Genomic DNA, 21303 nt, shown 5'->3' on the forward strand with positions numbered 1-21303 from the left:
GTGTTACATGGCTAAGGTGATTATTTGTGCCGATGACTATGCACAATCGGCGGCGATTGATGCTGCCATTTTGACGCTGATTGAGCGCGGTATATTGACAGCCACCTCTTGCATGACGTTGAGTTCACGCTGGCCTGACAGTGCCCGGCAGCTCACCCCGCAATTGCGTACCAAAGCTGATCTAGGCTTGCACCTCGATTTCACCCAGTTTTCACGCACCATGCGAGTCTCTCACCCCGTGCTGGTGTTGCGTAGCCTGACTGGATTGCTCAGCACACAAAAGGTGATGGCGAATATCAAGCAGCAGCTGGATGCTTTTGAGGACGCGTTGCATACGCGGCCAGATTACATTGATGGCCATTTACACGTGCATCAGCTGCCCATCATCCGCGAGGCACTAATCACCATTTTGCAACATCGATACGGCCACTTGGCTCCAGCCAAACGACCATGGTTGCGCATATCAAGCCCCCCGGTAGGTAGTGGCCTCAAGGCTCGAATGATCCATTGGCTAGGCGCAGAAAAATTAAAACAGCTTGCCAAGGCCGCTGGATTCCGCGTTTCGCCCGTATTACTGGGCGTCTACGATTTTCAGGGCGATGCGGCGGCCTATCAGGCACGTTGGCTATACTGGGCCAGGCAGCTCAAACAACTGCTCATCTCTGAAAAAGACCTGCCACCCGTGCTCATGTGTCATCCGGCGCGTCCCACGCAAGTCATTGATCCGCATGACCCGATTGCCATCGCCAGGATGATTGAATGGCAAGTCATGCAGTCGGCTGATTTCTCCGCCTGGCTATCCATGGCGGATATCCAGCCAGTGAAAGGCTTGCATTGAGCTCTGTTCAAGCCTGGGCAAGCCATGCCCCACTGTGGCAACGTGCCGCGCTGGCGCTTTTGATCGGTGCACTCACGGTGCTTGGTTTTGCGCCTTATGGCCTGTTCTGGTTGCCATGGTTAACCCTGGCCGCTTTGCTGTGCTTATGGCAGCAAGCCGCAACGCCTGCACACGTATTTAAACTGGGCCTGGCTTTTGGTTTTGGCCTGTATGGTGTTGGTATCTACTGGATTTATATCAGCCTGCATACCTTTGGCGGCATGCCCTGGTGGTTTGCCGGATTCTGCACTTTCTGCCTGTGTGCGTTTATGGCCTTGTTCCCGGCAGCTGCAGGCTATCTGGCCAAGCGCTTAGGCCATTTGTTATGGGCTGCGCCGCTATTGTGGGCCTTGTCAGACTGGGTGCGCAGCTGGATTTTTACCGGTTTCCCCTGGTTAACGCTGGGCTATAGTCAGGCACCAGACAGTCCATTGGCAGGTTTTCTACCTGTGCTGGGTGTCTATGGCCTCTCAGCATTGGTGATGCTGTTGGCCGCATGTGTACTTGCCTTGGCCACCACTCAGCAACGTCTACGCTCAGCGGGTATCCTCGCTGCGTTGCTCGTAGGCGGCAGCGCACTCACGCAGGTGCCGTGGAGCCAAGCTGTGGGCCAGCCGGTCAGCGTTGCCTTATTGCAAGGCAATATCAGCCAAACCATCAAATGGTCCCCTGAGCATGCTGAGCAGACCTTGCGCCAATATTTCGACATGGTGCAGCAAGCAAACGCACAATTGATCGTCTTGCCGGAAACCGCTTTACCCGTGTTGCGCGAACAGTTGGCGCCAGTGTATCTGGATGCACTTAAACAACATGCGCTCGACCAGCAAGGCGATTTGCTGGTGGGCGTGGTCGAGTCCAGGCAAGGCGAGTATTTTAATAGCGCGATCAGCCTCGGTTCTTCACCGACGCAAGCCTATTCCAAAAGCCATCTGGTGCCCTTCGGTGAATTTATTCCGCTCAAAAGCGTGTTTGGCTGGATCTATCGTGACTGGTTGCATATGCCGCTGAGTGATTTATCACGTGGCACTTCAAAACAGCCATTGCTGATTGCCGGGCAAAAAGTTGGCGTCAATATTTGCTACGAAGATGTGTTTGGTGAAGAGATTGCCCAGCAACTGCCGCAAGCCGAGTTACTGGTGAATATCAGCAACGATGCCTGGTACGGACAATCGTTTGCGGCGGATCAGCATATGCAGTTTAGCCAGGTGCGTGCGTTGGAAACCGGGCGTATGGTGTTGCGTAGTACCAATACCGGGGCGACGGCGATTATCGATAAAAATGGCCAGGTATTGCAGCATGCCGCACATGATCAGGCGGTGATTTTGACCGGTGAAGCGCAGAGCTATCGGGGGCAGACGCCTTATGTTTTTTGGGGGAATTGGGCGTTTCTGGTGTTGAGTGTGGGAGGCTTGTTGTGGATTGGATTTAGACGGTAATTGTTAGGTTTGTGCGTGTAGGGAAGGTTTCTTTTCGCCTTATTGGCGAGTTACTTTTCTTTGCTTGCACAAAGAACAAGTAACCAAAAGAAAGTGCACCCCAACTTCCGCTTGTATCCTGTGCTACTCGGCTTGCCGGGCGTCCATCGAAACTCGCCCTGACAAGCCACATAAGACGTGGCTTGTTGCGGAGCTCAAACAGCCGATGGCCGAGAACTCCCGCCAACCCTGCGTTGCTCGGCGCGGCAGATGGGGACCCCGAAAACCAGGCGAGCGCAACTGTTTTCAAGCTTTAGTAAAAGAATCTGGTTTTTGAACCGTTCAGATTTCTACAATGTGTGTTTGGCGAGATAACTCCCATTCCATCACGCTGAGTAGCGGAGACAAAATAAGAGTAGAGGGCGCGACTGTCCGAATCCCGCAGCAGCTCACGTTTTGTGTGAGCTGCCAGGTTGAGTTTCGTGACCGGCTTATTTTGTTGAGCAACGCAAGGGAGCCTTTAGGCCGTGATGGCTGGGTGCCCTCCTCTTTGGTTACTTTCTGAGGGGCAAGCATCAGAAAGTGACTCGCCGAGAGGCGAAAAAGAACCCCTCAACTCCTATCCCAACAACGAATCTCTTTTTGAATCAATCCATACTTTTTGAACCAAAAAAGTGTTGATACAAAATCGGCAATACAAACAACGTCAAGAACGTTGCTGTAATCAATCCCCCAATCACCACAATCGCCAATGGCCGTTGAATCTCCGCCCCCGGCCCCGTGGCAAACAGTAACGGAATCAGACCAAACGCGGTAATACTGGCGGTCATGAGTACTGGCCGCAATCGGCGTTTGGCGCCTTCATAAGCGATATGGCTCGCAGCCATGCCTTGCTCTGCCAGATGCTGGAAGTGGCTCACCATGACCACGCCATTAAGCACAGCAATGCCTAGCAAAGCAATAAAGCCAACGGAGGCGGGCACTGAGAGGTATTCACCCGATAACCACAGCGCAAACACGCCACCTATCATGGCGAACGGGATATTCGCGAGTACCAGCAGCGCTTTGGGGAATGAGCCAAAGGTCATGAATAGCAGCAGGGCGATCAGCACAATCGCGATCGGGATAACGATGCTGAGGCGCGCCGCGGCGCGTTGCTGGTTCTCGAACTGGCCGCCCCATACCAGCCAGTAGCCTTCGGGGAGTTTGACCTGTTGTGTGACTTTCTGTTTGGCTTCTTCGACAAAGCTCACCAGGTCGCGGTCTTTGACGTTGGCGGTGACGACGACCATGCGGTTGCCGCGTTCACGGTCGATTTTGACCGGACCTTCTTCACGCACAACATTCGCGACGCTGGAAAGTGGCACGGTGCCGCCTTGTGGCAGCGTGAGCATGAGTTGGCTGAAGTCTGAAGCAGATTCACGCACGACCTGGCTGCCACGCAGCAGTATCGGCGTGCGGCGGTTGCCTTCGAGCACGATGCCCAGCAGTTTGCCTTCGAGCTGGCTTTGTAGCAGGGCGTTGATGTCGGCGACGCTCAGTCCCAATCTGCCTGCTGCCACACGGTCTATCTTGATTTGCAGGTATTGCACACCGCTGTTTTGCGGTGTGTAGACATCCTGGTTGCCAGGGATGGACTCCAGCACCTTGATGATTGCCTGCGCTTTCTGATCGAGCACTTTGAGGTCAGTACCAAAAATCTTCAGTGCCAAATCTCCGCGTACGCCGAGGATCATTTCATTGACGCGCATTTCAATCGGTTGCGTGAAGTTGTAATCCAGGCCGGGAATGCCGTGCATGACCTGACGTAGCTTCTCAATCAATGTTGCTTTGTCAGGCACCTGCCATTGATCGCGGGGTTTGAGCACCAGGAAGTTATCGCTCTGGTTGATGCCCATCGGGTCCAGTCCGAGCTCATCTGAGCCCGCCCGAGAGTATACGCCCTGGATTTCCGGTACTTGTTGCAACAGGGTTTGCTGTAAGTGGCTGTCGGTGGCGACGCTTTGTGATAACGCAATGGATGGCAGTTTCTCTGTGCCGATAATGACGTCACCTTCGTCCATGGTGGGCATAAAGGTTTTGCCGATGAGCGGATATACCACCACCGTCAATGCCAGCAGGATAACTGCCACTATGAGTACGGGGCGTTTATGCTGCATGGCCGTGGCCAGGGTACGGGCGTACCAGCGATTGAGGTGGCGGATCAGCCACGGGTCTTCAGCGGCATGATCCTGTATCAGGAACGATGCCAGTACCGGGATGATGGTCAGTGACAGCAGCAGAGATGAGCCCAGCGCAAACATAATGCTCAGCGCAACCGGCGCGAACAGTTTGCCTTCCAGCCCTTGCAAGGTGAGCAGAGGGACAAATACGGTGATGATAATCACGATACCTGCACTGACCGGGATGCTGACTTCTCGCATGGCGGCGAGGATGATGTCGAGTTTGCTATGCTCTTTTGTGGCTGGCGCGTGAGCCAAATGCTCGACGATATTTTCCACCACCACTACGGCCGAGTCGACCAGCATACCGATGGCAATCGCCAGGCCGCCTAATGACATCAGGTTGGCCGATAGGCCGTATCGCTGCATCAGCCAAAACGTCGCCAGCATAGATAAGGGTAGCACGCAGGCCACGGTGAGCGCGGCACGCAGGTTGCCCAGGAATAATACCAGTAATACCAGCACCAGCACGACTGCTTCCATCAGCGCTTTATTGACGGTGTGCACGGCCTGCTCGACGAGGTTGCCGCGGTCGTAAAATACTTCGATTTTGACACCTTGGGGCAGAGCAGGTGCCATTTCCGCCAGCTTGGCGCGCACACCTTCCACCACTTGCCGGGCGTTGGCGCCACGCAAGCCTAATACCAGGCCTTCCACCGCCTCACCTTTGCCATTGCGGCTGACCGCACCATAACGCGTTAACTCACCGATGCGCACTTCAGCGACATCAGCAATGCGTACCGGGCTGCCCAGGCGGCCATGCAATACGGTATTGCGCACATCCTCCAGGGTCTTGAAAGCACCTTCAGCGCGCACCAGCAGGGATTCTTCACCATCTTTAAGGCGTCCTGCCCCGTCGTTGCGGTTATTATCACTAATGGCCTGTTGCAACTCACTGAGCGCGATGCCACGCGCTTGCAATTTGGCGTTGTCGGGTACGATTTCAAAACTGCGTACCAGCCCGCCCAGCGCATTTACGTCGGCGACACCGGGGACCGTGCGCAGGCGTGGGCGAATAACCCAGTCCAGCAGGGAGCGTTTTTCCTGCAAGCTGAGCTTGTCTGATTCAATGGTGAACATGAACATCTCGCCCAGTGGCGTGGTCATGGGCGCGATGCCGCCGGAAATCTCGGCTGGCAGGTTTGCCCAGGCGTTATTCAGCCGCTCGGTGACTTGCTGCCGTGCCCAGTAGATGTCGGTGCCATCTTCAAAGTCGATCGTGATATCGGTCAGCGCATATTTGGCCACTGCGCGCAAACTGGTCTGTTTGGGGATACCCAGCATCTCGACTTCAATCGGCGCAGTGATACGGGCTTCGACTTCTTCCGGGGTCATGCCTGGCGACTTGATGATGATTTTCACTTGCGTGGCAGACACATCCGGGAAGGCATCAATCGGGATGGTTTGATAAGCAGTCCAGCCAGCAAACAGCAGGCCAATGGCAAATACGCAAATGAGCAAGCGTTGCTTGAGTGAGGTTTCGATGAGCCAATGCAGCATGGTTTACTCCCCACCCAATCCAAGCCAGTGGCCTTTTAAGGCGGCCACGCCTTGCACGGCAATGGTTTCATTACCTCGCAAGCTGGCGCGTACGGTTAATTGCTGATCCTGCTCCAGGATGACTTTGACCGGGATCACAGCGATGCCTTTGGGCTGCTGTACAAAAATGACTGCCTGCTCGCCTTGCCTGGCCACCGCACTTCTCGGCACGGCAAAGCTGCCTTGCGTGGTTTGTTCAACCAGCGCCACATCGACGATCTGCCCGACGGAGAGCTGTTCGGCGCCCTGGCTAATTGACGCCCGTACTTGGGTGGTCTGGTTATTTTTATTGAGTTGACGTAACACCGTATCGACCTTGGCAGTCAGGTTTTGCTTGGGTAAGCGTACCGTTGTCCCTGCACTCAATTGCTGCGCTTGCACAATTGGCACCTGTATCATAAGCCACAAAGGTTTCGGGTTGCTGATGGTGAAGATCGGCATCGCCATATCCACGCGCGCCCCCACCTGTTGTTGTTGCTCCATGATCTGTCCGCTGATCGGCGCGACGATGGCCATACCGTTTTGCATGCTACGTTTTTGCGCCAGTTGCTTGATCTGCGCCTCGCTCATGCCTGCCAGTTTCAAGGTTTGCTGGCGCTCATGCATCAATGCCTGGCTGGTTTCATAGGCGCTTTGCGTTTCCTGCATACGGCGCTGGGCGATGATGCCATCCTTGAACAGTTCCTGATCGCGTTTGAGGGCTTGTTCGTGCAACCTGGCCTGGGTGTCGCTCTGCAAATAGTTGCTTTGCAAGGCCACCAGGTCCGGGCTACTGAGTTGGCCGATGACCTGGCCTTGTTTGACCGTATCACCCATGCTGACATCCAGCCTGGTGATCAGGCCACCTTGCGGGGCCGTGACCACGCGTGTTTGCGTTGGTGGCAATATCACTTCGGCCGGGTAATTGGCGGATAAACCTTCTTGCTGCGCTTGCAAATGTCCCCACTGCACCTGCATCTGTTTTAGTTGTGCCGGTGAGAGCGGTAACAGCGTTTCTGCCAATGTGTGAAACGACAGGCAAAGCGCGCTAATTAAAAACAGAATTCTTTTCATGGTAGGACTCCTACGGCCTGGTTATATTTGGCAATATTCGATTGCACTTGTAGCTGCTGGCTGCTCAAGCTGCGGTCAGCTTCAAAGGCCAGTAATTGCAGGCGTAATAATTGGTTGAGATCGAGTTCGCCTAAACGGTAGGCTTTACGTGCCAGGGCTGCGTTTTCGCTGGCGATGGCTTGTTGCTGTTGAATCAGGGTGAGTTCCTGACGGCTGACATGCAGGTTATGCTCGGCTTCGTGCAGGTTGTTTTCCAGCTGGCGGCGCAAGGTCTCCAGTTGGCTGCGGGCATCGCCTATGTTTTGCTCGGCGTTAGCCAGCAAGGGTGCACGGTGCACTTCGCTTTGCAGCGGAATATTAATGGCCACGCCCATGCTGGAGTTATAGGCGTAATCAAAGCCGCCCTGGATGGTGCGCGTGCTGAGCGTGAGCTGCGGATTTTGCCGTTGCTCAATTGCGGTTAAGTCACGCTGGCCTTCTGCCAGTTTGAGCCTGGCTTGTGCGGCTTGCCAGTAAGGCGAGACTGCGTAGTCTTCACGCGTAGACAAAGGTTCTTCCAGTCTGGCAGGCATTTCACTCAGCCCAGTGAGTTGCTGGTAGCGGAACTGCGCATGCATGAGTTCGGCGTGCGCTGTCACGCGCTGGCGTTCGGCTTGCAGGGTTTCCTGTTCGGCCTGCATCACGTCCAGCCTGGCTACTTCACCGGCTTTAAAGCGTTTTTGTACATCTTCGGCAATACTACGCATGGTGTCGCGGCGGTTTTCAACCAGGCTCACGTCATTGCGGCGCAAAGCGATCTCCCAGACAGCGTTACGCAACAAGTCCGCCGCCAGTTGTTGTAAACCCGCGCGGTCTTGTGCCAAGCTGTCGTCGGCCAGGCTAGCAACCTGACTGCGCGCCTGGCGCTGGCCGGGTAACCAGATTGGGATCTGCATTTGCGCCTGCCACTCACGCTCGTCACGATTGCTCATTAAAGCGTCGTTTTGATGTGAAAAGCCGACAGAAGGGGCTTGTGGTAACCAGCTATTGGCCATGGTTCTACGTGCCTGCACCATTTGCTGGTGGGCGGCCAGCAAGGACTGTTGCGGGTGGATAGCGACGACCTGCTGCAGTACTTCATGCAGGCTTAAACGCGGGTTGGCTGAAACGGTATCCTCGTGATCGCTGGCCAGATTGGCCATACTTTCGGCCATGGCAGGCGTTGCATAGCCCATCATCAGCCATACGCAGCATGCGATTAACCGGGAGTGAAGCACTCCCTGATATAAATGAAACATAGATTCTCCTGAACAAAACAGGCAAACGGATGGCAGATGCCAACCGCTGCAACAGGGTTAAGTTCAGGCGTGAGGTGGGCCGCGCGGGCTGTGGCGGCTAAGCGGGGATTGAAGTCGTGACCAGTCGACTTGCTGTCGCTGGTATTGGTGACGTGGTACCAGCAGGCATAACGATAGCAAAAACAGGGCAGGCAGCAGGGCGGCTAGCCAGAGGCTGGCGTAAGCATCAATGAGTGATAGTAGTGTGTTGCTTTCACTGATCGCCTGGCCCAGGCCTATGATCTGGCCATGCGATTTGCTGGAATGCATATGCCAGTGAAACGGATGCTTGGCATCCTGTGCTTCGGCATGCAGGGCGGGAATATCCACCATATGCATATGCGGACCATCATCGGCCGCGGTGTCGCCTGCGGCATGGGCGTGCAACAGCGGCGCAATGGTTTGCAGCAAGGCAAACCATAACGTCAGCAACAATACCCATGTGCGATAGGATTTCATGTGTCTAATCTATCAAACTTTGCGTGATGCCACAATCGCAAAAAACCGTAAAAAAACCATTCAACTCTTTCAACGGCGCTGCAATGCGATTTCTTAACCCTGTCTGAATCAGGTAAAATATTCGTTTTACAATCAACCGGATCAGGCGCGATGGTGCTGACCTTTCAACAAATTATTTTAAAGCTTCAGGAATACTGGGACAAACAAGGCTGCACTTTGTTGCAACCTTACGATATGGAAGTCGGCGCAGGCACCAGCCACACGGCAACTTTCTTACGCGCACTGGGCCCTGAGCCCTGGAAAGCTGCCTATGTGCAGCCCAGCCGCCGCCCGAAAGATGGCCGTTATGGGGAGAACCCTAACCGTCTGCAACATTACTACCAATACCAGGTGGTGTTGAAACCTGCGCCGGCCAATATCCTCGAACTCTATCTGGGTTCACTGGAAGCACTCGGTTTTAACCTGCAGGAAAACGATATCCGCTTTGTCGAAGATGACTGGGAAAACCCGACGTTGGGCGCCTGGGGCCTGGGCTGGGAAGTCTGGCTCAATGGTATGGAAGTGACGCAGTTTACCTACTTCCAGCAAGTAGGCGGCATTAACTGTAAGCCGATTACCGGTGAGATCACTTATGGCCTGGAGCGTTTGGCCATGTATCTGCAAGGCGTAGAAAATGTTTATGACCTGGAATACTCGCCCGGTGTGAAATATGGGGATGTGTTTCACCAGAACGAAGTTGAGCAGTCGACGTATAACTTTGAGCACTCGGATGCTGACTTCCTGTTCACGGCGTTTAATGCTTATGAAAAACAGGCCAAGCACCTGATGGAAGTAAAACTGGCTTTACCTGCTTACGAGCAAGTATTGAAAGCGGCGCATACCTTTAACCTGCTGGATGCGCGTGGTGCCATTTCCGTTACCGAACGTGCGGCTTATATTGGCCGTATCCGTAACCTGGCCCGCGCTGTGGCCGCCAGTTACCTCGATAGCCGCGCCCGACTGGGCTTCCCGATGGCGCCTAAAGCCTGGGCTGATGAAGTCATCGCCAAGATTGAGAGCGAACAAGCAGAACAAAACAAGAAAGCCGCCGCATGAGTACCCGCAACCTGTTAGTTGAATTATTTGTAGAAGAACTGCCACCAAAAGTATTGAAAAAACTGGGCGAATCTTTCAGTGGCGTGTTGGCAGAAAGCTTAACGGCCTCTGGTTTGCTGGTGGATGGTACGGTCACAACGTTTGCCTCCCCGCGTCGTTTAGCGGCGCATATCACTAATGTGTCTGCCAAAGCAGCAGACAAGCAAGTCGCGCAAAAGCTGATGCCCGCCACCGTGGGCCTGGATGCCAATGGCAACGCGACGCCTGCTTTGCTGAAGAAATTGCAGGCATTGGGTGAGGATGAAAGCGCAGTTGCCAAGCTGCGCAAAGAGCACGACGGCAAGGCCGATATCCTGTTCCTGGATGCTACGCAAGCTGGTGCAACATTGTCCGAGGGTTTGCAAAAGGCCATTGATGAGGCGTTGGCAAAATTACCTATTCCTAAAGTCATGACCTATCAAATCAATGATGGCTGGCAGAGCGTGAATTTTGTGCGTCCGGCACATGGCCTGGTGGCCTTGCATGGCAACGAGGTCGTGCCGATCTCAGTATTAGGCTTATCTGCGGGCAACACCACACAAGGGCATCGCTTCGAGGCGAAGCAGCCTGTGGTCACGCTCACCTCTGCCGATACCTATGCCCAGCAATTGGCGGACGAAGGGGCGGTGATTGCCAGTTTTGATGCGCGTCGTGCCGAAATTGTAAAGCAGCTGCAAGCTGCGGCCGATAAACAGGGCCTGAAGCCGATTGAAGACGATGCCTTATTGGATGAAGTCACTGCGCTGGTGGAACGTCCTAACGTGTTGCTCGGCCAGTTTGAAGAAGAGTTCCTGGCCGTGCCGCAAGAGTGCCTGATCCTGACCATGAAGGCCAACCAGAAATACTTTCCGTTGCTGGATACGAGCGGCAAACTGACGAATAAGTTTTTAATTGTCTCTAACATCAATCCCGCTGATGCCAGCAAGGTCATCGGGGGTAATGAGCGTGTGGTGCGTCCACGTTTGGCCGATGCTAAATTCTTCTTCGACCAGGACCGTAAGAAGACGCTGGAAAGCCGTTTGCCAGGCCTGGGTAAGGTGGTTTACCACAACAAACTCGGCTCACAAGGTGAGCGCAATGAGCGCGTGGTGGCGATTGCTTCTGCCATTGCCCAGCAGATTGGTGGTGACGGTTTTGTCGCTAAAGTGGCGCAAGCCGCACGATTGTCCAAGATTGACTTGCTGACCGATATGGTCGGTGAGTTCCCCGAGTTGCAGGGCATTATGGGCCGTTACTACGCCCAGCATGAAGGTTTGGCCGATGACGTGGCCTATGCGATTGAAGACCATTACCGTCCACGCTTTGCCGGTGACGAATTACCGCGTAGCCAGGTCGGTGTGGTCGTGGCTTTGGCCGATAAACTGGAAACGCTGGTTGGCCTGTTCAGCATCGGTGAAAAACCGACGGGTGATAAGGATCCGTTTGCCTTGCGTAGGCAGGCACTGGGGATTTTGCGCATGCTGATGGAAACCGATTTGCCATTGGCGTTTGACCAGTTGATCGCACAAACCCTGAGTGTGTTTAATGGTAGCCAAGAAGTGGCTGAAGCTATCAAAGCCTTCTGTTTTGACCGCTTGGCGGTGAACCTGCGTGACCAGGGCGCGAGTGCGCAAGAAGTCGATGCGGTATTGTCATTGTCACCGAATCAGTTGGCTGAAGTGCCTCGTCGTTTGAGCGCGGTACAGGCGTTTGCCAACCTGGCCGAAGCACCAGCATTGGCGGCTGCTAACAAGCGTGTGTCTAATATCCTGAAAAAGGTGGAAGGCGACGTGAAAGCCGAAGTGAAGGCTGAGTTATTGCAAGAGCCTGCTGAACAAGCCTTGCATCAGGCGCTGGCTGCCACCAAGCCTAAAGCGGATCAGCTGTTTGAAACCGGCGATTACACGGGTTCTTTACAAGCGCTGGCGGTGTTGAAGGCCCCCGTTGATACGTTTTTTGATGCCGTGATGGTGAATGCAGATGATCCGGCATTAAAAGCCAATCGTCTGGGCTTGCTGGCGACCTTGCATCAGGCCATGAATCGTGTCGCTGACTTGTCCAAGTTGGCCAGTTAACCTGTTGCCGTCAGGAGTTTATGCATGAAATTAGTCATTCTTGACCGTGACGGCGTGATTAACCGCGACAGCGCGACCTTTATCAAGAATCCCAACGAGTGGATTCCGATTCCTGGCAGCCTGGAAGCGATTGCGCGGCTCAATCAGCATGGTTATCGCGTAGCCGTGGCGACCAATCAATCCGGCATTGCGCGTGGCTATTTCGATATGGCCACGCTGAATGCCATTCACGACAAAATGCATAAAGCGCTGGCGCAAGTGGGCGGCCGCATTGATGCCGTGTTTTACTGCCCGCATGCCGCCGACGATCATTGCGATTGCCGCAAGCCCAATACCGGTATGCTGGAGGAGATCAGCCGCCGTTTTAATGTCGAGCTGGCCAGGGTGCCTGGCGTGGGCGATGCGTTGCGAGACTTGCAGGCGTTTGCCAAAGCCGGTTGCCAGCCCTACCTGGTGCGCACGGGCAAAGGCGAAGAAACCTATAACCTGGCTGATGTCCCCGAGAGTACCATCGTCGTTGCCGATCTGGCGGCGGCTGTTCAAGACATTATTGCAGGTGACAAATAATGCAAAAAGCCGTGTTGTATGTGCGCGCCTTGCTGTTTTATGTGGGGTTGTTTGCACTGACGATTCCATTTTCATTACTGGCAATTTTGCTGATTCCGCTACCGGCAGTGACTCGCTCACGTTGGGTCAGTGGCTGGGCGTATAGCGTGTTGTGGTGGCTCAAGGTGACGTGCAATTTGCGTTATGCCGTCACCGGGCATGAGCATATTCCTGCCAGCGCGCATATCATTCTGGCTAAACATCAGTCCGCCTGGGAGACCATAGGCTTGCAGTGTATTTTTCCGCCGCAAATCTGGGTGATGAAAAAAGAGCTGCTGATGATCCCTTTTCTGGGCTGGGCATTCTGGGCGCTGGATGCGATTCCCATTGACCGCAGTGCTGGCCGCGAGGCATTGAAAAAACTGGTCAACAATGGCAAAGACCGTTTGCGGCAAGGGTTAAGTGTGGTGATTTTCCCGGAAGGTACGCGTACAGCACCTGGCCATCGTGGTAAATATCATATCGGTGGTGCCTGGCTGGCATCGCATAGCGAAACCACCGTAGTGCCGGTCGCACATAATGCCGGGCGCTTCTGGCGCAAAAATTCCATCCTTAAATATCCAGGTGTGATCCAGGTGGTCATCGGCCAGCCCATTGATACCAAAGGCCTCAAGCCAGATGCGGTCAATAAACAGGTCGAGGACTGGATTGAAGCCGAGATGCTGAACCTGTGATTGAGCAACGCTTGCAATTGCCCAATGGGCAAAGCATCCAATATCTGCTCGACCTGCGCGCACGCAGAACCATCGGCCTTAAAATTACCGCCAATGGCCTGGTGGTACACGCCCCAAAACGTATTTCAGCCACGCAGCTGCAGCAAGTCCTATTAGAAAAATCCGGCTGGATACAGCAAAAGCTGGCCTTGCGTGAAGCCAATCAGGTCGCGCCCATGCAATGGCAGGATGGCGAACCGCTGTTATTTATGGGACAGGATATCGTGTTGACGCTACAACACCATGCCACCAATAAAGCGGTGACACTGCAAGGCAATCAATTGCTGGTCAGGTCTCCGCAGATCGACCAGCCAGCCTTTGTTGCGCGCAAAGTATTGCAATGGTACGCGCAACAAGCGCTACCGGATTTTACGCGTAGGGTGGAACTTATCGCCGCGCAAATGGGCGAGAAAGTCAGCGCTGTCGGGCTTTCCAATGCCAGGTCGCGCTGGGGCAGTTGTAATAGCCGCAAGCAAATCCGCTTGAACTGGCGCTTGATTCAAGCGCCGCCCCATGTCATTCAATATGTCGTTTGCCACGAAATGGCACATTTGAAAGAAATGAACCATTCGGCCAGGTTTTATGCCGTACAGGCCAGCCTGTTCCCACGCTATGTGCAGGCCGAGAAGGATTTAAAAGCGCTGTCGCCAATATTGCATCGCATGGCCTGAGTGTATTGCCGTTTACCTGGCTTTTTTGATTTCGGCCACTAGCTGGTCGAGTACGATTCCCCAACCCTCCTGAAATCCCATGGCTTCGTGACGTTGTTTAGACGTGGCATCTGCATGCAAGGCGTATGCTGTATATAACGTCCCGCGAGCTGTAGGCGTCAATACAATGCTGGCCGTCATCATCAGTTCAGCACACTCATGTCCAGGCGTTTGCTCGGGAATTTTTACCGGCCTGAAGTCGGCTTCAAGGGCGTTGGTCCAAGTCAGTTTCTGGTTGGAGATGACCTCCAGATAGCAGCCGCTGTTAAGGAAGTTCTGCCCTTCCGGGGATTGCATCGTGGTGCGGAAGACCCCGCCTGGCCGCAGGTCGATTTCGCAGTCTACCGCTTTCCAGGGGCGTGGACAGAACCAGTTTTTAAGGTGCTCAGGCGTTGTCCACGCATGCCAGATTTCAGCCGGGGAGACATCGACTTCTCTTTCCAAAACCAGGTCGAGTGCCGGATTAAGCGTGATCGACATTTCATTTCTCCTTGTGGGTAAATAGGCTGTCAAAGCTGGTCTATAAAAACAGACCTTTTTAAATGTTTAAAGTTTGGTGGGGGATGTGTTTGCCTGCCTGTTTGCTAGCCAGATACCGCAAAAGATGGTCAGCATGCCCACCAGTTGATAGCCATGAAAGGGTTCTTTTAACAGCAGGCTGGAAAGCAGCGAGCCAAAAATCGGCATGGCATGAATAAAGACACTGGCACGTACCGAGCCGACCAGGCTGACCGCTTTTGCATAGGCCAGAAAAGCAATCACTGACGGGAAAATGCCGATATATAACAGCGTCCATATGGTCTGCGCGTGTTCGATATGGGCAGTGGTGGTTTGGCTTTCCCAAACATAGAGCGGTAGCAGTAATGCTAAAGCGATGAGCACCTGGCAGAGCATCAGTCCGCTGCGGTCTATCGTGGCAGGAATCTGTTTGAGCCACAAAGTGAATAGTGCCCAGCAAATCATGGCTAAAAAGATAATCACGTCGCCGGGTGCAAAGGCCAGGGTGAGTAGTACCTGCAAATCGCCGTGAGAGACAACGGTGAGTACACCAGCGAGTGAGACCAGTAGCCCGAATAATTGATTGCCCGGCAAATGTTGCCGATAAAGCAGAAAGCCAAAAATTGCCACCAGGAATGGAATAAATGAATTAAGGATAATGCCGTTGGTGGCGCTGGTCGTGTGCAAGCCCCAATATACCAGCAAATTAAAGGTGGCAACGCCAGTAACAGCTGTGCCCAGCACATGCCAGCGATAAGCCAGGTAGTGGGTGCGATCACGTAAAAAAGGCTTGAGTGCAAACGGCAGCAGGCAGAGTGTGGCAAGCCCCCAGCGAATCAGTGATAAAGCGACGGGCGGCACATCGGCGCTGACAGCGCGTCCAGCGATAAAGTTACCTGCCCAGAACAGCGGAGGTAGCAATAATAAAACTAATGTGCGCCAGTCTAATTTGGTGCTTGAGGGGTTTGCCATGCCTATGGACGAATTAGGGATATGCGCAGATTGTAGTAGGCAATGCGGCTAGCAGCAAAGCATGTTTGGTGAAATAAAAAGGGGCCGAAGCCCCTTTTTTTGAAACTGGATAAATCAGGCAGCGCCTAATTGTACGGGTGTTAACTGAATCAGTTTTTTAACCAGGCCAGGATGCTGTTCTGCGTGCGCTTCTTTCAGGCAGGCTTTTGCGCAGCTGGCACATTTGCCGCATTCCGCCCCAACGCCTAATTGTTCTTTCAAATGCTTCACGGTTTTTGCACCATTTCTCACCGCCTGGTGAACTTGACGCTCAGTGACTGCATTACACACGCAAACGTACATATTGCCTCTCTAGGATTACTAATGATAATTATTATCATTTATTGAGAGTTTGTCAAGGTCAAATTGGTTCCTGACAGCCAAGAAAAAAGCCGCTTTCGCGGCTTAATTCAAAGGCTTAGCAACGCAGGGCGCGTTACTCGGATTCAATCTGTGATTGCAGATAGTTTGGTAAGGTCACGTCTATGATCAGGCGTTGCTGGGTTTCCAGCCAGTCGACGGCTTCTTCGCAGGCTTCCAGCAACTCGGTTAGCAAGTCGCGCGTGACGTAGTCTTGCAGTTTTTCTGCTTCAGCAATGGCTTCTACCAGTTGCGGGTGCTGCACTTCTTTTTCGAAGCTGAGGTCGCCTTGCAGGCATTCCACCACGTCTTCACCAATCAGCAACTTGCCCAAATTTTGCAGGTTGGGCAGACCATCAAGAAACAAAATGCGCTCAATCACTTCATCAGCTTCTTTCATCACGCGGATGGATTGCTTGTATTGGTAATCGTTGAGTTTTTCCAGGCCCCATTTTTTAAACATGCGCGCATGTAAAAAATACTGGTTAATTGAGGTCAGTTGATTTTTAAGCACCTTGTTTAAGGTGACGATGATTTGTTTATCGCCTTTCATGCGAACTCCTTATCCTGCCGCCGGGCTGTTATTCATTTGGCTTTGGCAATAGTTTTCCATGCCGACCAGTTTGATCAGGCTCAGTTGTTTTTCCAGCCAGTAAGCATGATCCATTTCGGTGTCATCCAGCTGCACCAGCAGCATTTCGCGGCTGACGAAGTCTTGTGCCTGTTCACAAGCCTCAATGGCTTTTTTCAAATGTTTGACCACGGTATATTCCAGCGCCAGGTCAGACTCCAGCATGGACTTCACATCTTTGCCGATAGTGAGTGCATCACGCTTGGCCAGGTTGGGCTTGCCTTCGAGGAACAGAATACGCTGAATCAGTGCACGGGCATGTTCACGCTCATGCAGGGACTCGTGCAAAATGCGCTCCGAGATCACGCTGAGCCCCATGTCAGCATACATTTCACCGTGAATGAGGTATTGGTCGGTGGCGGATAATTCGCCCGCCAGCAAGTCATTCAAAATGTCTATAATTTTTTTATCGCCTTTCATTGTCGGCTCCTGTTTGCATTTTTGATGCAGCCATCATACAGGAAAACAGAAATGATGCAATTAAAAATATCAACGTAACTATTTGATTTTAAATGGTATTTTAAATAAAAATCTAAATGAAAATCGTTCTTGATGTGGTTGGAGGGAGAGATTCCTGACAGCATTCAAGACTTACAGCAACAACTGTAAATCATGCGCAATATTCTCCGGTTTTTCGCCGTAACCCAGGTAGATACGCGGTGCGCCGGTTTTATCAAAGACATACAGTCCCGCGCTATGGTCCATGGTGTAGCCAGATTTGCCCGGTTCGCTGACTTTGGCGGCATACACTTTGTATTCACTCAGGTTGGCGGCGACTTCGGCTTCTGTGCCGCGCAAGCCGATAAATCGCGGGTCAAAGCCCGGCACAAACTGCGCCAGCACTTCCTGTGTGTCACGTGCCGGGTCGACTGTCACAAATAACACCTGCACGTCGTTGGATTTTTCTCCCAGTAATTGCATGGTTTTTTTCAGGTCAGACATGGTGGTCGGGCATACATCCGGACAATGCGTGTAACCAAAGAATAGCACCACGACTTTGCCTTTAAAGTCATTCATGCTGCGCAACGTGCCGGTATGGTCGGTCAGTGACAGCGGCTTGCCAAACTGGGTGCCGGTCAAATCGGTGCCGATAAAACTGGCAGAACCGCCTTGCTGGCAGGCGGTCAATAGTGTGACCAGCAGTACGAAGGCCAGGTAAACCCACTTAAAACGCAGTTGCATGCAAAAAATCCTTGTAAATCATCATTGAAATGGATTCTAGCATAGGCGAAAAGGGCACAGATTAGTTTACAATACTGGTTTTTGATGACTGACGGATTAAGGGCGAGTTTAAATGGCAATACCGAGTTCGATGGCAGACCGTGACGGCGTTATCTGGTACGACGGCAAAATGGTCAACTGGCGTGATGCCACTACCCACGTGTTAACCCACACTTTGCACTATGGCATGGGTGTGTTTGAAGGCGTGCGCGCCTACAAAACTGACAAAGGCACCGCTATTTTCCGCCTGAAAGAGCATACCGACCGCTTGTTCCGCAGTGCGCATATCCTGGGCATGAAAATGCCGTTTGATAAAGAGACGATCTCTGAAGCGCAAAAAGCTGCTGTGCGTGAAAACAAGCTCGAATCTGCTTACTTGCGCCCAATGGCGTTCTACGGTGCAGAAGCCATGGGTATCTCCGCCAAAACCCTGTCCACGCACGTGATTGTCGGCGCATGGAGCTGGGGTGCATACATGGGTGAAGAAGCCATCACTAAAGGTATCCGCGTGAAGACGTCTTCATTTGCACGTCACCACGTGAACATCACCATGTGTAAGGCCAAGGCCAACGGCAACTATATGAACAGCATCCTGGCTCACCAGGAAGCCGCACAAGATGGTTATCAGGAAGCCTTGTTGCTGGACGTAGACGGTTTCGTCGCTGAAGGTTCCGGTGAAAACATTTTCATCATCCGTAACGGCAAGCTGTATACACCAGACCTGACCTCCGCGCTGGAAGGCATCACCCGCGACACGATCATTCACCTGGCGAAAGTCGAGCTGGGCCTGGAAGTGATCGAAAAACGCATTACGCGTGACGAAGTCTACAGCGCTGACGAAGCCTTCTTCACCGGCACCGCTGCTGAAGTCACACCTATCCGTGAACTGGATAACCGTGCGATTGGCGAAGGCACGCGTGGCCCGATCACCGAAAAACTGCAAAGCCTGTATTTCGATGTGGTGAAAGGCAAAAATGCCAAGTACGCACATTGGCTGACATTGGTTTAATTTATAAGGTTTAATCAATTACGCGCCTGTTTGCTGGAGAGTTTGAATGTCTGATGTCAAAGAGTTTGAAGTAGACGGCAAAGACTTGCCATTGCATTGCCCAACCAAAGATACGCCTTTGTGGGATGCACATCCACGGGTGTTTCTGGATGTGGCGAAAACGGGGCAAGTGTCTTGTCCGTATTGCGGGGCTAAATATAAGTTGAAGCCGGGGACGCAGGTGCATCACCATTAAGTAGAAAAACCCACGCATTGCGTGGGTTTTTTGTTTGTGGGTTTTGCACGTGAATTGGGCGAGTTTGAAAAAATGATTCTTTGGATGGTTGAATAGCCTGTGCTTGTTGGATTGATTGTGGTGTAGGGCAGCGTTCTGGCTTTATTGGATGTTTTGTAAAAGTTCACTCTTAAGGTTTGTGCTTTGATGAGTGTTTTGTTTCGCCTTTAGGCGAGTTACTTTTCTTTGCTTGCACAAAGAATAAGTAACCAAAAGAAATGCACCCCAACTTCCGCTTTTTCCTTGCGCTACTCGGCTTGCCGGGCGTCCATCGAAACTTGCCCTGACAAGCCACACAAGGCGTGGCTTGTTGCGGAGCTCGGACAGCCGATGGCCGAAGACTCCCGTCAATCCTGCGTTGCTCGGCGCGGCAGATGGGGACCCCGAACACCAAGAGAGCACCATCGTTTAGCAGGTTTAACAAAAGAATCTGATTTTTGAACCGTCCTCATTTCTGCGATGTGAATTTGGCGAGATCAATCCCATTCCATCACGCTGAGTAGCGCAGGCGAAGTGGGGGATGTCGGCCATCGGCTGTTCGAGTTACGCAGTGGCTTGCGTTTTGTGCAGGCCGCCAGGGCGAGTTTCGATGGACGCCCACTTTGCCGAGTAACGCAAGGGAGCCGCAGGCCGTGATGGCTGGTGCCCTCTTCTTTGGTTACTTTCTGAGGGGCAAGCATCAGAAAGTGACTCGCCTAGAGGCGAAAGACATCGCCAAATCACCCCGCCAAAGCTAAGCGCTCTAAAGAATGACTTTCTAACGCATATCGGTTCAGCGCTGACAGTCTAGGCGGTGATCGTCCATAATTGCTGCATCACTCGCTGAGTTTCCTCCGTCCCGCTCGTTAAAAACACATAATCGCCAGCTTCCGTTGCTGCATTAAGCATTTGTCTTTGCTCTAACACCTGTTGCAAACGCTTTGCCACGGCAGCGCCAGTATCGATTAGGGTGACATCCGGTCCAACAATCTCTTGAATATATTTACGCACAAACGGGTAGTGCGTGCAGCCCAACACGATGGTATCCGCCCCTGCGGCCATGAGTGGTTTGCAGTATTGCTGCAGTAGTGCCAGCGTCTGCGGGGTGTCGAGTTGGCCTTGTTCTATGCACTCGACCAGGCCGACGCAGGCTTGTGTGACGACTTGCACGTTTTGGCCGTAATGTTCGAGCAGGGCGGAGAATTGTGCGCTTTGCAGAGTGCCGGTGGTGGCGAGTACGCCGATGATGCCGTTGTTGCTGGCAGCTGCCGCGGGTTTAACGGCGGGCTCCATGCCGATAATCGGCAGGGTGTAGTGTTGGCGCATGCTGCCGATGGCGGCGGCCGTGGCGGTGTTGCAGGCGACGACGAGGGCTTTGGCGCCTTTGGCAATTAATATATCGGCGACGATTGTGCAGCGTTGCTGAATTTCTGCGGCGGTTTTGTTGCCGTAAGGCGCGTGGGCGCTGTCAGCAAAGTAGATGAAATGCTCGTGTGGCAGTTGGCGGGTGAGGTGTTTTAGCACGCTGAGGCCGCCGACCCCGGAATCCATCACCCCAATGGGGGCATTGACTGCAATCGCTGGGCACATCGAAATGGCACGGTATGATTTATAATGGGGGGATTATATCGGATTTTAGACAGGTGTCAGGCATGGCCAACCGGCTGAGCAAGATTTACACGCGTACTGGCGATAGCGGCACAACCGGGCTGGGCGATGGCTCGCGCGTGGCAAAATCTGACTTGCGCGTGGAGGCCATGGGCGATGTCGATGAGCTGAATGCCGTGCTCGGTATGCTGCTGGTAGAAGACTTGGCGGACGATGTGCGTGACAGCTTGCTGGCGATTCAGCATGATTTGTTCGACCTGGGTGGTGAATTGTGTATGCCGGGGCATCACTTTATACAGGCGGGTCGGGTCACGTTTTTAGAACTGACGCTGGATGCCTGGAACGAAGCGCTCAGCCCGTTAAAAGAATTTATTTTGCCGGGTGGCAGCCGTGCAGCCGCCGTGTGTCATTTGGCACGTACGGTTTGTCGGCGTGCCGAGCGCGTGTTGCATGCACTGCATGCGCAATCGCCGGTCACCGCTGTGGCCTTGCAATACCTGAACCGATTGTCTGATTTACTGTTTGTCCTTTGTCGCACGCTTAACCGGCAGGCAGGTGTGCCGGACGTATTGTGGAATAACCAACATAAACTATAGCGTGGCCCTGGCTGGCGC

21 protein-coding genes are annotated in these 21303 nt (G+C 53.2%); 10 read left to right on the forward strand and 11 right to left on the reverse strand.

Going from position 1 to position 21303, the window contains the following annotated elements:
• The first annotated feature begins 7 nt into the window (after positions 1 to 7).
• A complete protein-coding gene (locus tag OH31_RS10335) occupies positions 8 to 838 on the forward strand; it encodes a ChbG/HpnK family deacetylase (protein WP_024930661.1) in 831 nt (276 codons plus the stop codon).
• Positions 835 to 2313 (forward strand): apolipoprotein N-acyltransferase, encoded by a 1479-nt coding sequence (gene lnt, locus OH31_RS10340; RefSeq protein WP_024930662.1) that lies wholly within the window; start codon positions 835 to 837, stop codon positions 2311 to 2313. Before OH31_RS10335 ends, lnt begins: the two co-directional genes overlap by 4 nt.
• Before the next feature lie 626 nt (positions 2314 to 2939).
• Here the strand turns inward: lnt and OH31_RS10345 are convergent.
• From OH31_RS10345 to OH31_RS10360, 4 genes are all read right to left on the reverse strand, one after another.
• A complete protein-coding gene (locus OH31_RS10345; RefSeq protein WP_024930663.1) occupies positions 2940 to 6014 on the reverse strand; it encodes an efflux RND transporter permease subunit in 3075 nt (1024 codons plus the stop codon).
• Positions 6015 to 6017: 3 nt separating this feature from the next.
• Positions 6018 to 7106 carry an efflux RND transporter periplasmic adaptor subunit gene (locus tag OH31_RS10350; protein WP_024930664.1) on the reverse strand — a complete coding sequence of 363 codons (1089 nt, stop codon included), beginning with the start codon at positions 7104 to 7106 and terminating at the stop codon, positions 6018 to 6020.
• Positions 7103 to 8383: a TolC family protein gene (locus tag OH31_RS10355; protein WP_024930665.1), complete on the reverse strand. Its 1281-nt coding sequence runs from the start codon at positions 8381 to 8383 to the stop codon at positions 7103 to 7105. The genes OH31_RS10350 and OH31_RS10355 overlap by 4 nt, the downstream gene beginning before the upstream one ends.
• 63 nt (positions 8384 to 8446) lie before the next feature.
• Positions 8447 to 8881 carry a hypothetical protein gene (locus tag OH31_RS10360; RefSeq protein ID WP_024930666.1) on the reverse strand — a complete coding sequence of 145 codons (435 nt, stop codon included), beginning with the start codon at positions 8879 to 8881 and terminating at the stop codon, positions 8447 to 8449.
• A 153-nt stretch (positions 8882 to 9034) separates the two neighbouring features.
• Here OH31_RS10360 and glyQ point away from each other — a divergent pair, with 153 nt between their 5' ends.
• From glyQ to OH31_RS10385, 5 genes are read left to right on the forward strand one after another with little or no spacing between them, the layout of a single operon-like run.
• Entirely contained in the window at positions 9035 to 9976 is a 942-nt protein-coding gene (gene glyQ / locus OH31_RS10365; RefSeq protein WP_024930667.1) for a glycine--tRNA ligase subunit alpha, read from the forward strand.
• Positions 9973 to 12069, forward strand: coding sequence for a glycine--tRNA ligase subunit beta (glyS, locus tag OH31_RS10370; RefSeq protein WP_024930668.1), 2097 nt, complete (start codon positions 9973 to 9975; stop codon positions 12067 to 12069). The genes glyQ and glyS overlap by 4 nt, the downstream gene beginning before the upstream one ends.
• A 24-nt stretch (positions 12070 to 12093) precedes the next feature.
• Entirely contained in the window at positions 12094 to 12636 is a 543-nt protein-coding gene (gene gmhB / locus OH31_RS10375) for a D-glycero-beta-D-manno-heptose 1,7-bisphosphate 7-phosphatase (protein WP_024930669.1), read from the forward strand.
• Positions 12636 to 13349 (forward strand): 1-acyl-sn-glycerol-3-phosphate acyltransferase, encoded by a 714-nt coding sequence (locus tag OH31_RS10380; RefSeq protein WP_036299102.1) that lies wholly within the window; start codon positions 12636 to 12638, stop codon positions 13347 to 13349. Before gmhB ends, OH31_RS10380 begins: the two co-directional genes overlap by 1 nt.
• Positions 13346 to 14059, forward strand: coding sequence for a M48 family metallopeptidase (locus OH31_RS10385; protein ID WP_024930671.1), 714 nt, complete (start codon positions 13346 to 13348; stop codon positions 14057 to 14059). The genes OH31_RS10380 and OH31_RS10385 overlap by 4 nt, the downstream gene beginning before the upstream one ends.
• Positions 14060 to 14071: 12 nt before the next feature.
• Here the strand turns inward: OH31_RS10385 and OH31_RS10390 are convergent, their stop codons facing one another.
• The 6 genes from OH31_RS10390 to OH31_RS10415 all read right to left on the reverse strand — a co-directional run bounded on the left by OH31_RS10390 (position 14072) and on the right by OH31_RS10415 (position 17780).
• Positions 14072 to 14578, reverse strand: coding sequence for an SRPBCC family protein (locus OH31_RS10390; RefSeq protein ID WP_024930672.1), 507 nt, complete (start codon positions 14576 to 14578; stop codon positions 14072 to 14074).
• A gap of 66 nt (positions 14579 to 14644) precedes the next feature.
• A complete protein-coding gene (locus tag OH31_RS10395; RefSeq protein WP_024930673.1) occupies positions 14645 to 15568 on the reverse strand; it encodes a DMT family transporter in 924 nt (307 codons plus the stop codon).
• Positions 15569 to 15682: 114 nt separating this feature from the next.
• Positions 15683 to 15910 carry a bacterioferritin-associated ferredoxin gene (locus OH31_RS10400; protein ID WP_019883336.1) on the reverse strand — a complete coding sequence of 76 codons (228 nt, stop codon included), beginning with the start codon at positions 15908 to 15910 and terminating at the stop codon, positions 15683 to 15685.
• 133 nt (positions 15911 to 16043) lie between these two features.
• On the reverse strand, positions 16044 to 16520 hold the full coding sequence (bfr, locus tag OH31_RS10405) for a bacterioferritin (RefSeq protein WP_024930674.1): 477 nt from the start codon (positions 16518 to 16520) through the stop codon (positions 16044 to 16046).
• Positions 16521 to 16529: 9 nt separating this feature from the next.
• Complete coding sequence (gene bfr, locus OH31_RS10410) at positions 16530 to 17018, reverse strand: bacterioferritin (protein ID WP_024930675.1); 489 nt, start codon at positions 17016 to 17018, stop codon at positions 16530 to 16532.
• Between the two features lie 171 nt (positions 17019 to 17189).
• On the reverse strand, positions 17190 to 17780 hold the full coding sequence (locus OH31_RS10415; RefSeq protein ID WP_024930676.1) for an SCO family protein: 591 nt from the start codon (positions 17778 to 17780) through the stop codon (positions 17190 to 17192).
• Between the two features lie 130 nt (positions 17781 to 17910).
• On the opposite strand from OH31_RS10415, the gene OH31_RS10420 reads away from it, so the two are divergent.
• Both OH31_RS10420 and OH31_RS10425 read left to right on the forward strand, forming a co-directional pair.
• A complete protein-coding gene (locus OH31_RS10420) occupies positions 17911 to 18828 on the forward strand; it encodes a branched-chain amino acid transaminase (protein WP_019883331.1) in 918 nt (305 codons plus the stop codon).
• Between the two features lie 46 nt (positions 18829 to 18874).
• Complete coding sequence (locus OH31_RS10425) at positions 18875 to 19063, forward strand: zinc-finger domain-containing protein (RefSeq protein WP_019883330.1); 189 nt, start codon at positions 18875 to 18877, stop codon at positions 19061 to 19063.
• Positions 19064 to 19888: 825 nt separating this feature from the next.
• Here the strand turns inward: OH31_RS10425 and murI are convergent.
• On the reverse strand, positions 19889 to 20671 hold the full coding sequence (gene murI, locus OH31_RS10430; RefSeq protein WP_024930677.1) for a glutamate racemase: 783 nt from the start codon (positions 20669 to 20671) through the stop codon (positions 19889 to 19891).
• A gap of 62 nt (positions 20672 to 20733) precedes the next feature.
• Here murI and OH31_RS10435 point away from each other — a divergent pair, with 62 nt between their 5' ends.
• Positions 20734 to 21285, forward strand: coding sequence for a cob(I)yrinic acid a,c-diamide adenosyltransferase (locus OH31_RS10435; protein WP_024930678.1), 552 nt, complete (start codon positions 20734 to 20736; stop codon positions 21283 to 21285).
• Positions 21286 to 21303: the final 18 nt, after the last annotated feature.

The sequence above is a fragment of the Methylophilus sp. OH31 genome, from assembly GCF_000576615.1.
GTDB lineage: Bacteria > Pseudomonadota > Gammaproteobacteria > Burkholderiales > Methylophilaceae > Methylophilus.

What these genes read in the sequence shown, in the direction of transcription:
- OH31_RS10335 (WP_024930661.1), top strand. Translation starts at nt 8, where the DNA reads ATGGCTAAGGTGATTATTTGTGCCGATGACTATGCACAATCGGCGGCG.
- OH31_RS10345 (WP_024930663.1), bottom strand. Translation starts at nt 6,014, where the DNA reads ATGCTGCATTGGCTCATCGAAACCTCACTCAAGCAACGCTTGCTCATT.
- OH31_RS10350 (WP_024930664.1), bottom strand. Translation starts at nt 7,106, where the DNA reads ATGAAAAGAATTCTGTTTTTAATTAGCGCGCTTTGCCTGTCGTTTCAC.
- OH31_RS10355 (WP_024930665.1), bottom strand. Translation starts at nt 8,383, where the DNA reads ATGTTTCATTTATATCAGGGAGTGCTTCACTCCCGGTTAATCGCATGC.
- OH31_RS10360 (WP_024930666.1), bottom strand. Translation starts at nt 8,881, where the DNA reads ATGAAATCCTATCGCACATGGGTATTGTTGCTGACGTTATGGTTTGCC.
- glyS (WP_024930668.1), top strand. Translation starts at nt 9,973, where the DNA reads ATGAGTACCCGCAACCTGTTAGTTGAATTATTTGTAGAAGAACTGCCA.
- gmhB (WP_024930669.1), top strand. Translation starts at nt 12,094, where the DNA reads ATGAAATTAGTCATTCTTGACCGTGACGGCGTGATTAACCGCGACAGC.
- OH31_RS10380 (WP_036299102.1), top strand. Translation starts at nt 12,636, where the DNA reads ATGCAAAAAGCCGTGTTGTATGTGCGCGCCTTGCTGTTTTATGTGGGG.
- OH31_RS10390 (WP_024930672.1), bottom strand. Translation starts at nt 14,578, where the DNA reads ATGTCGATCACGCTTAATCCGGCACTCGACCTGGTTTTGGAAAGAGAA.
- OH31_RS10395 (WP_024930673.1), bottom strand. Translation starts at nt 15,568, where the DNA reads ATGGCAAACCCCTCAAGCACCAAATTAGACTGGCGCACATTAGTTTTA.
- OH31_RS10400 (WP_019883336.1), bottom strand. Translation starts at nt 15,910, where the DNA reads ATGTACGTTTGCGTGTGTAATGCAGTCACTGAGCGTCAAGTTCACCAG.
- bfr (WP_024930674.1), bottom strand. Translation starts at nt 16,520, where the DNA reads ATGAAAGGCGATAAACAAATCATCGTCACCTTAAACAAGGTGCTTAAA.
- bfr (WP_024930675.1), bottom strand. Translation starts at nt 17,018, where the DNA reads ATGAAAGGCGATAAAAAAATTATAGACATTTTGAATGACTTGCTGGCG.
- OH31_RS10415 (WP_024930676.1), bottom strand. Translation starts at nt 17,780, where the DNA reads ATGCAACTGCGTTTTAAGTGGGTTTACCTGGCCTTCGTACTGCTGGTC.
- OH31_RS10420 (WP_019883331.1), top strand. Translation starts at nt 17,911, where the DNA reads ATGGCAGACCGTGACGGCGTTATCTGGTACGACGGCAAAATGGTCAAC.
- OH31_RS10425 (WP_019883330.1), top strand. Translation starts at nt 18,875, where the DNA reads ATGTCTGATGTCAAAGAGTTTGAAGTAGACGGCAAAGACTTGCCATTG.
- murI (WP_024930677.1), bottom strand. Translation starts at nt 20,671, where the DNA reads ATGTGCCCAGCGATTGCAGTCAATGCCCCCATTGGGGTGATGGATTCC.
- OH31_RS10435 (WP_024930678.1), top strand. Translation starts at nt 20,734, where the DNA reads ATGGCCAACCGGCTGAGCAAGATTTACACGCGTACTGGCGATAGCGGC.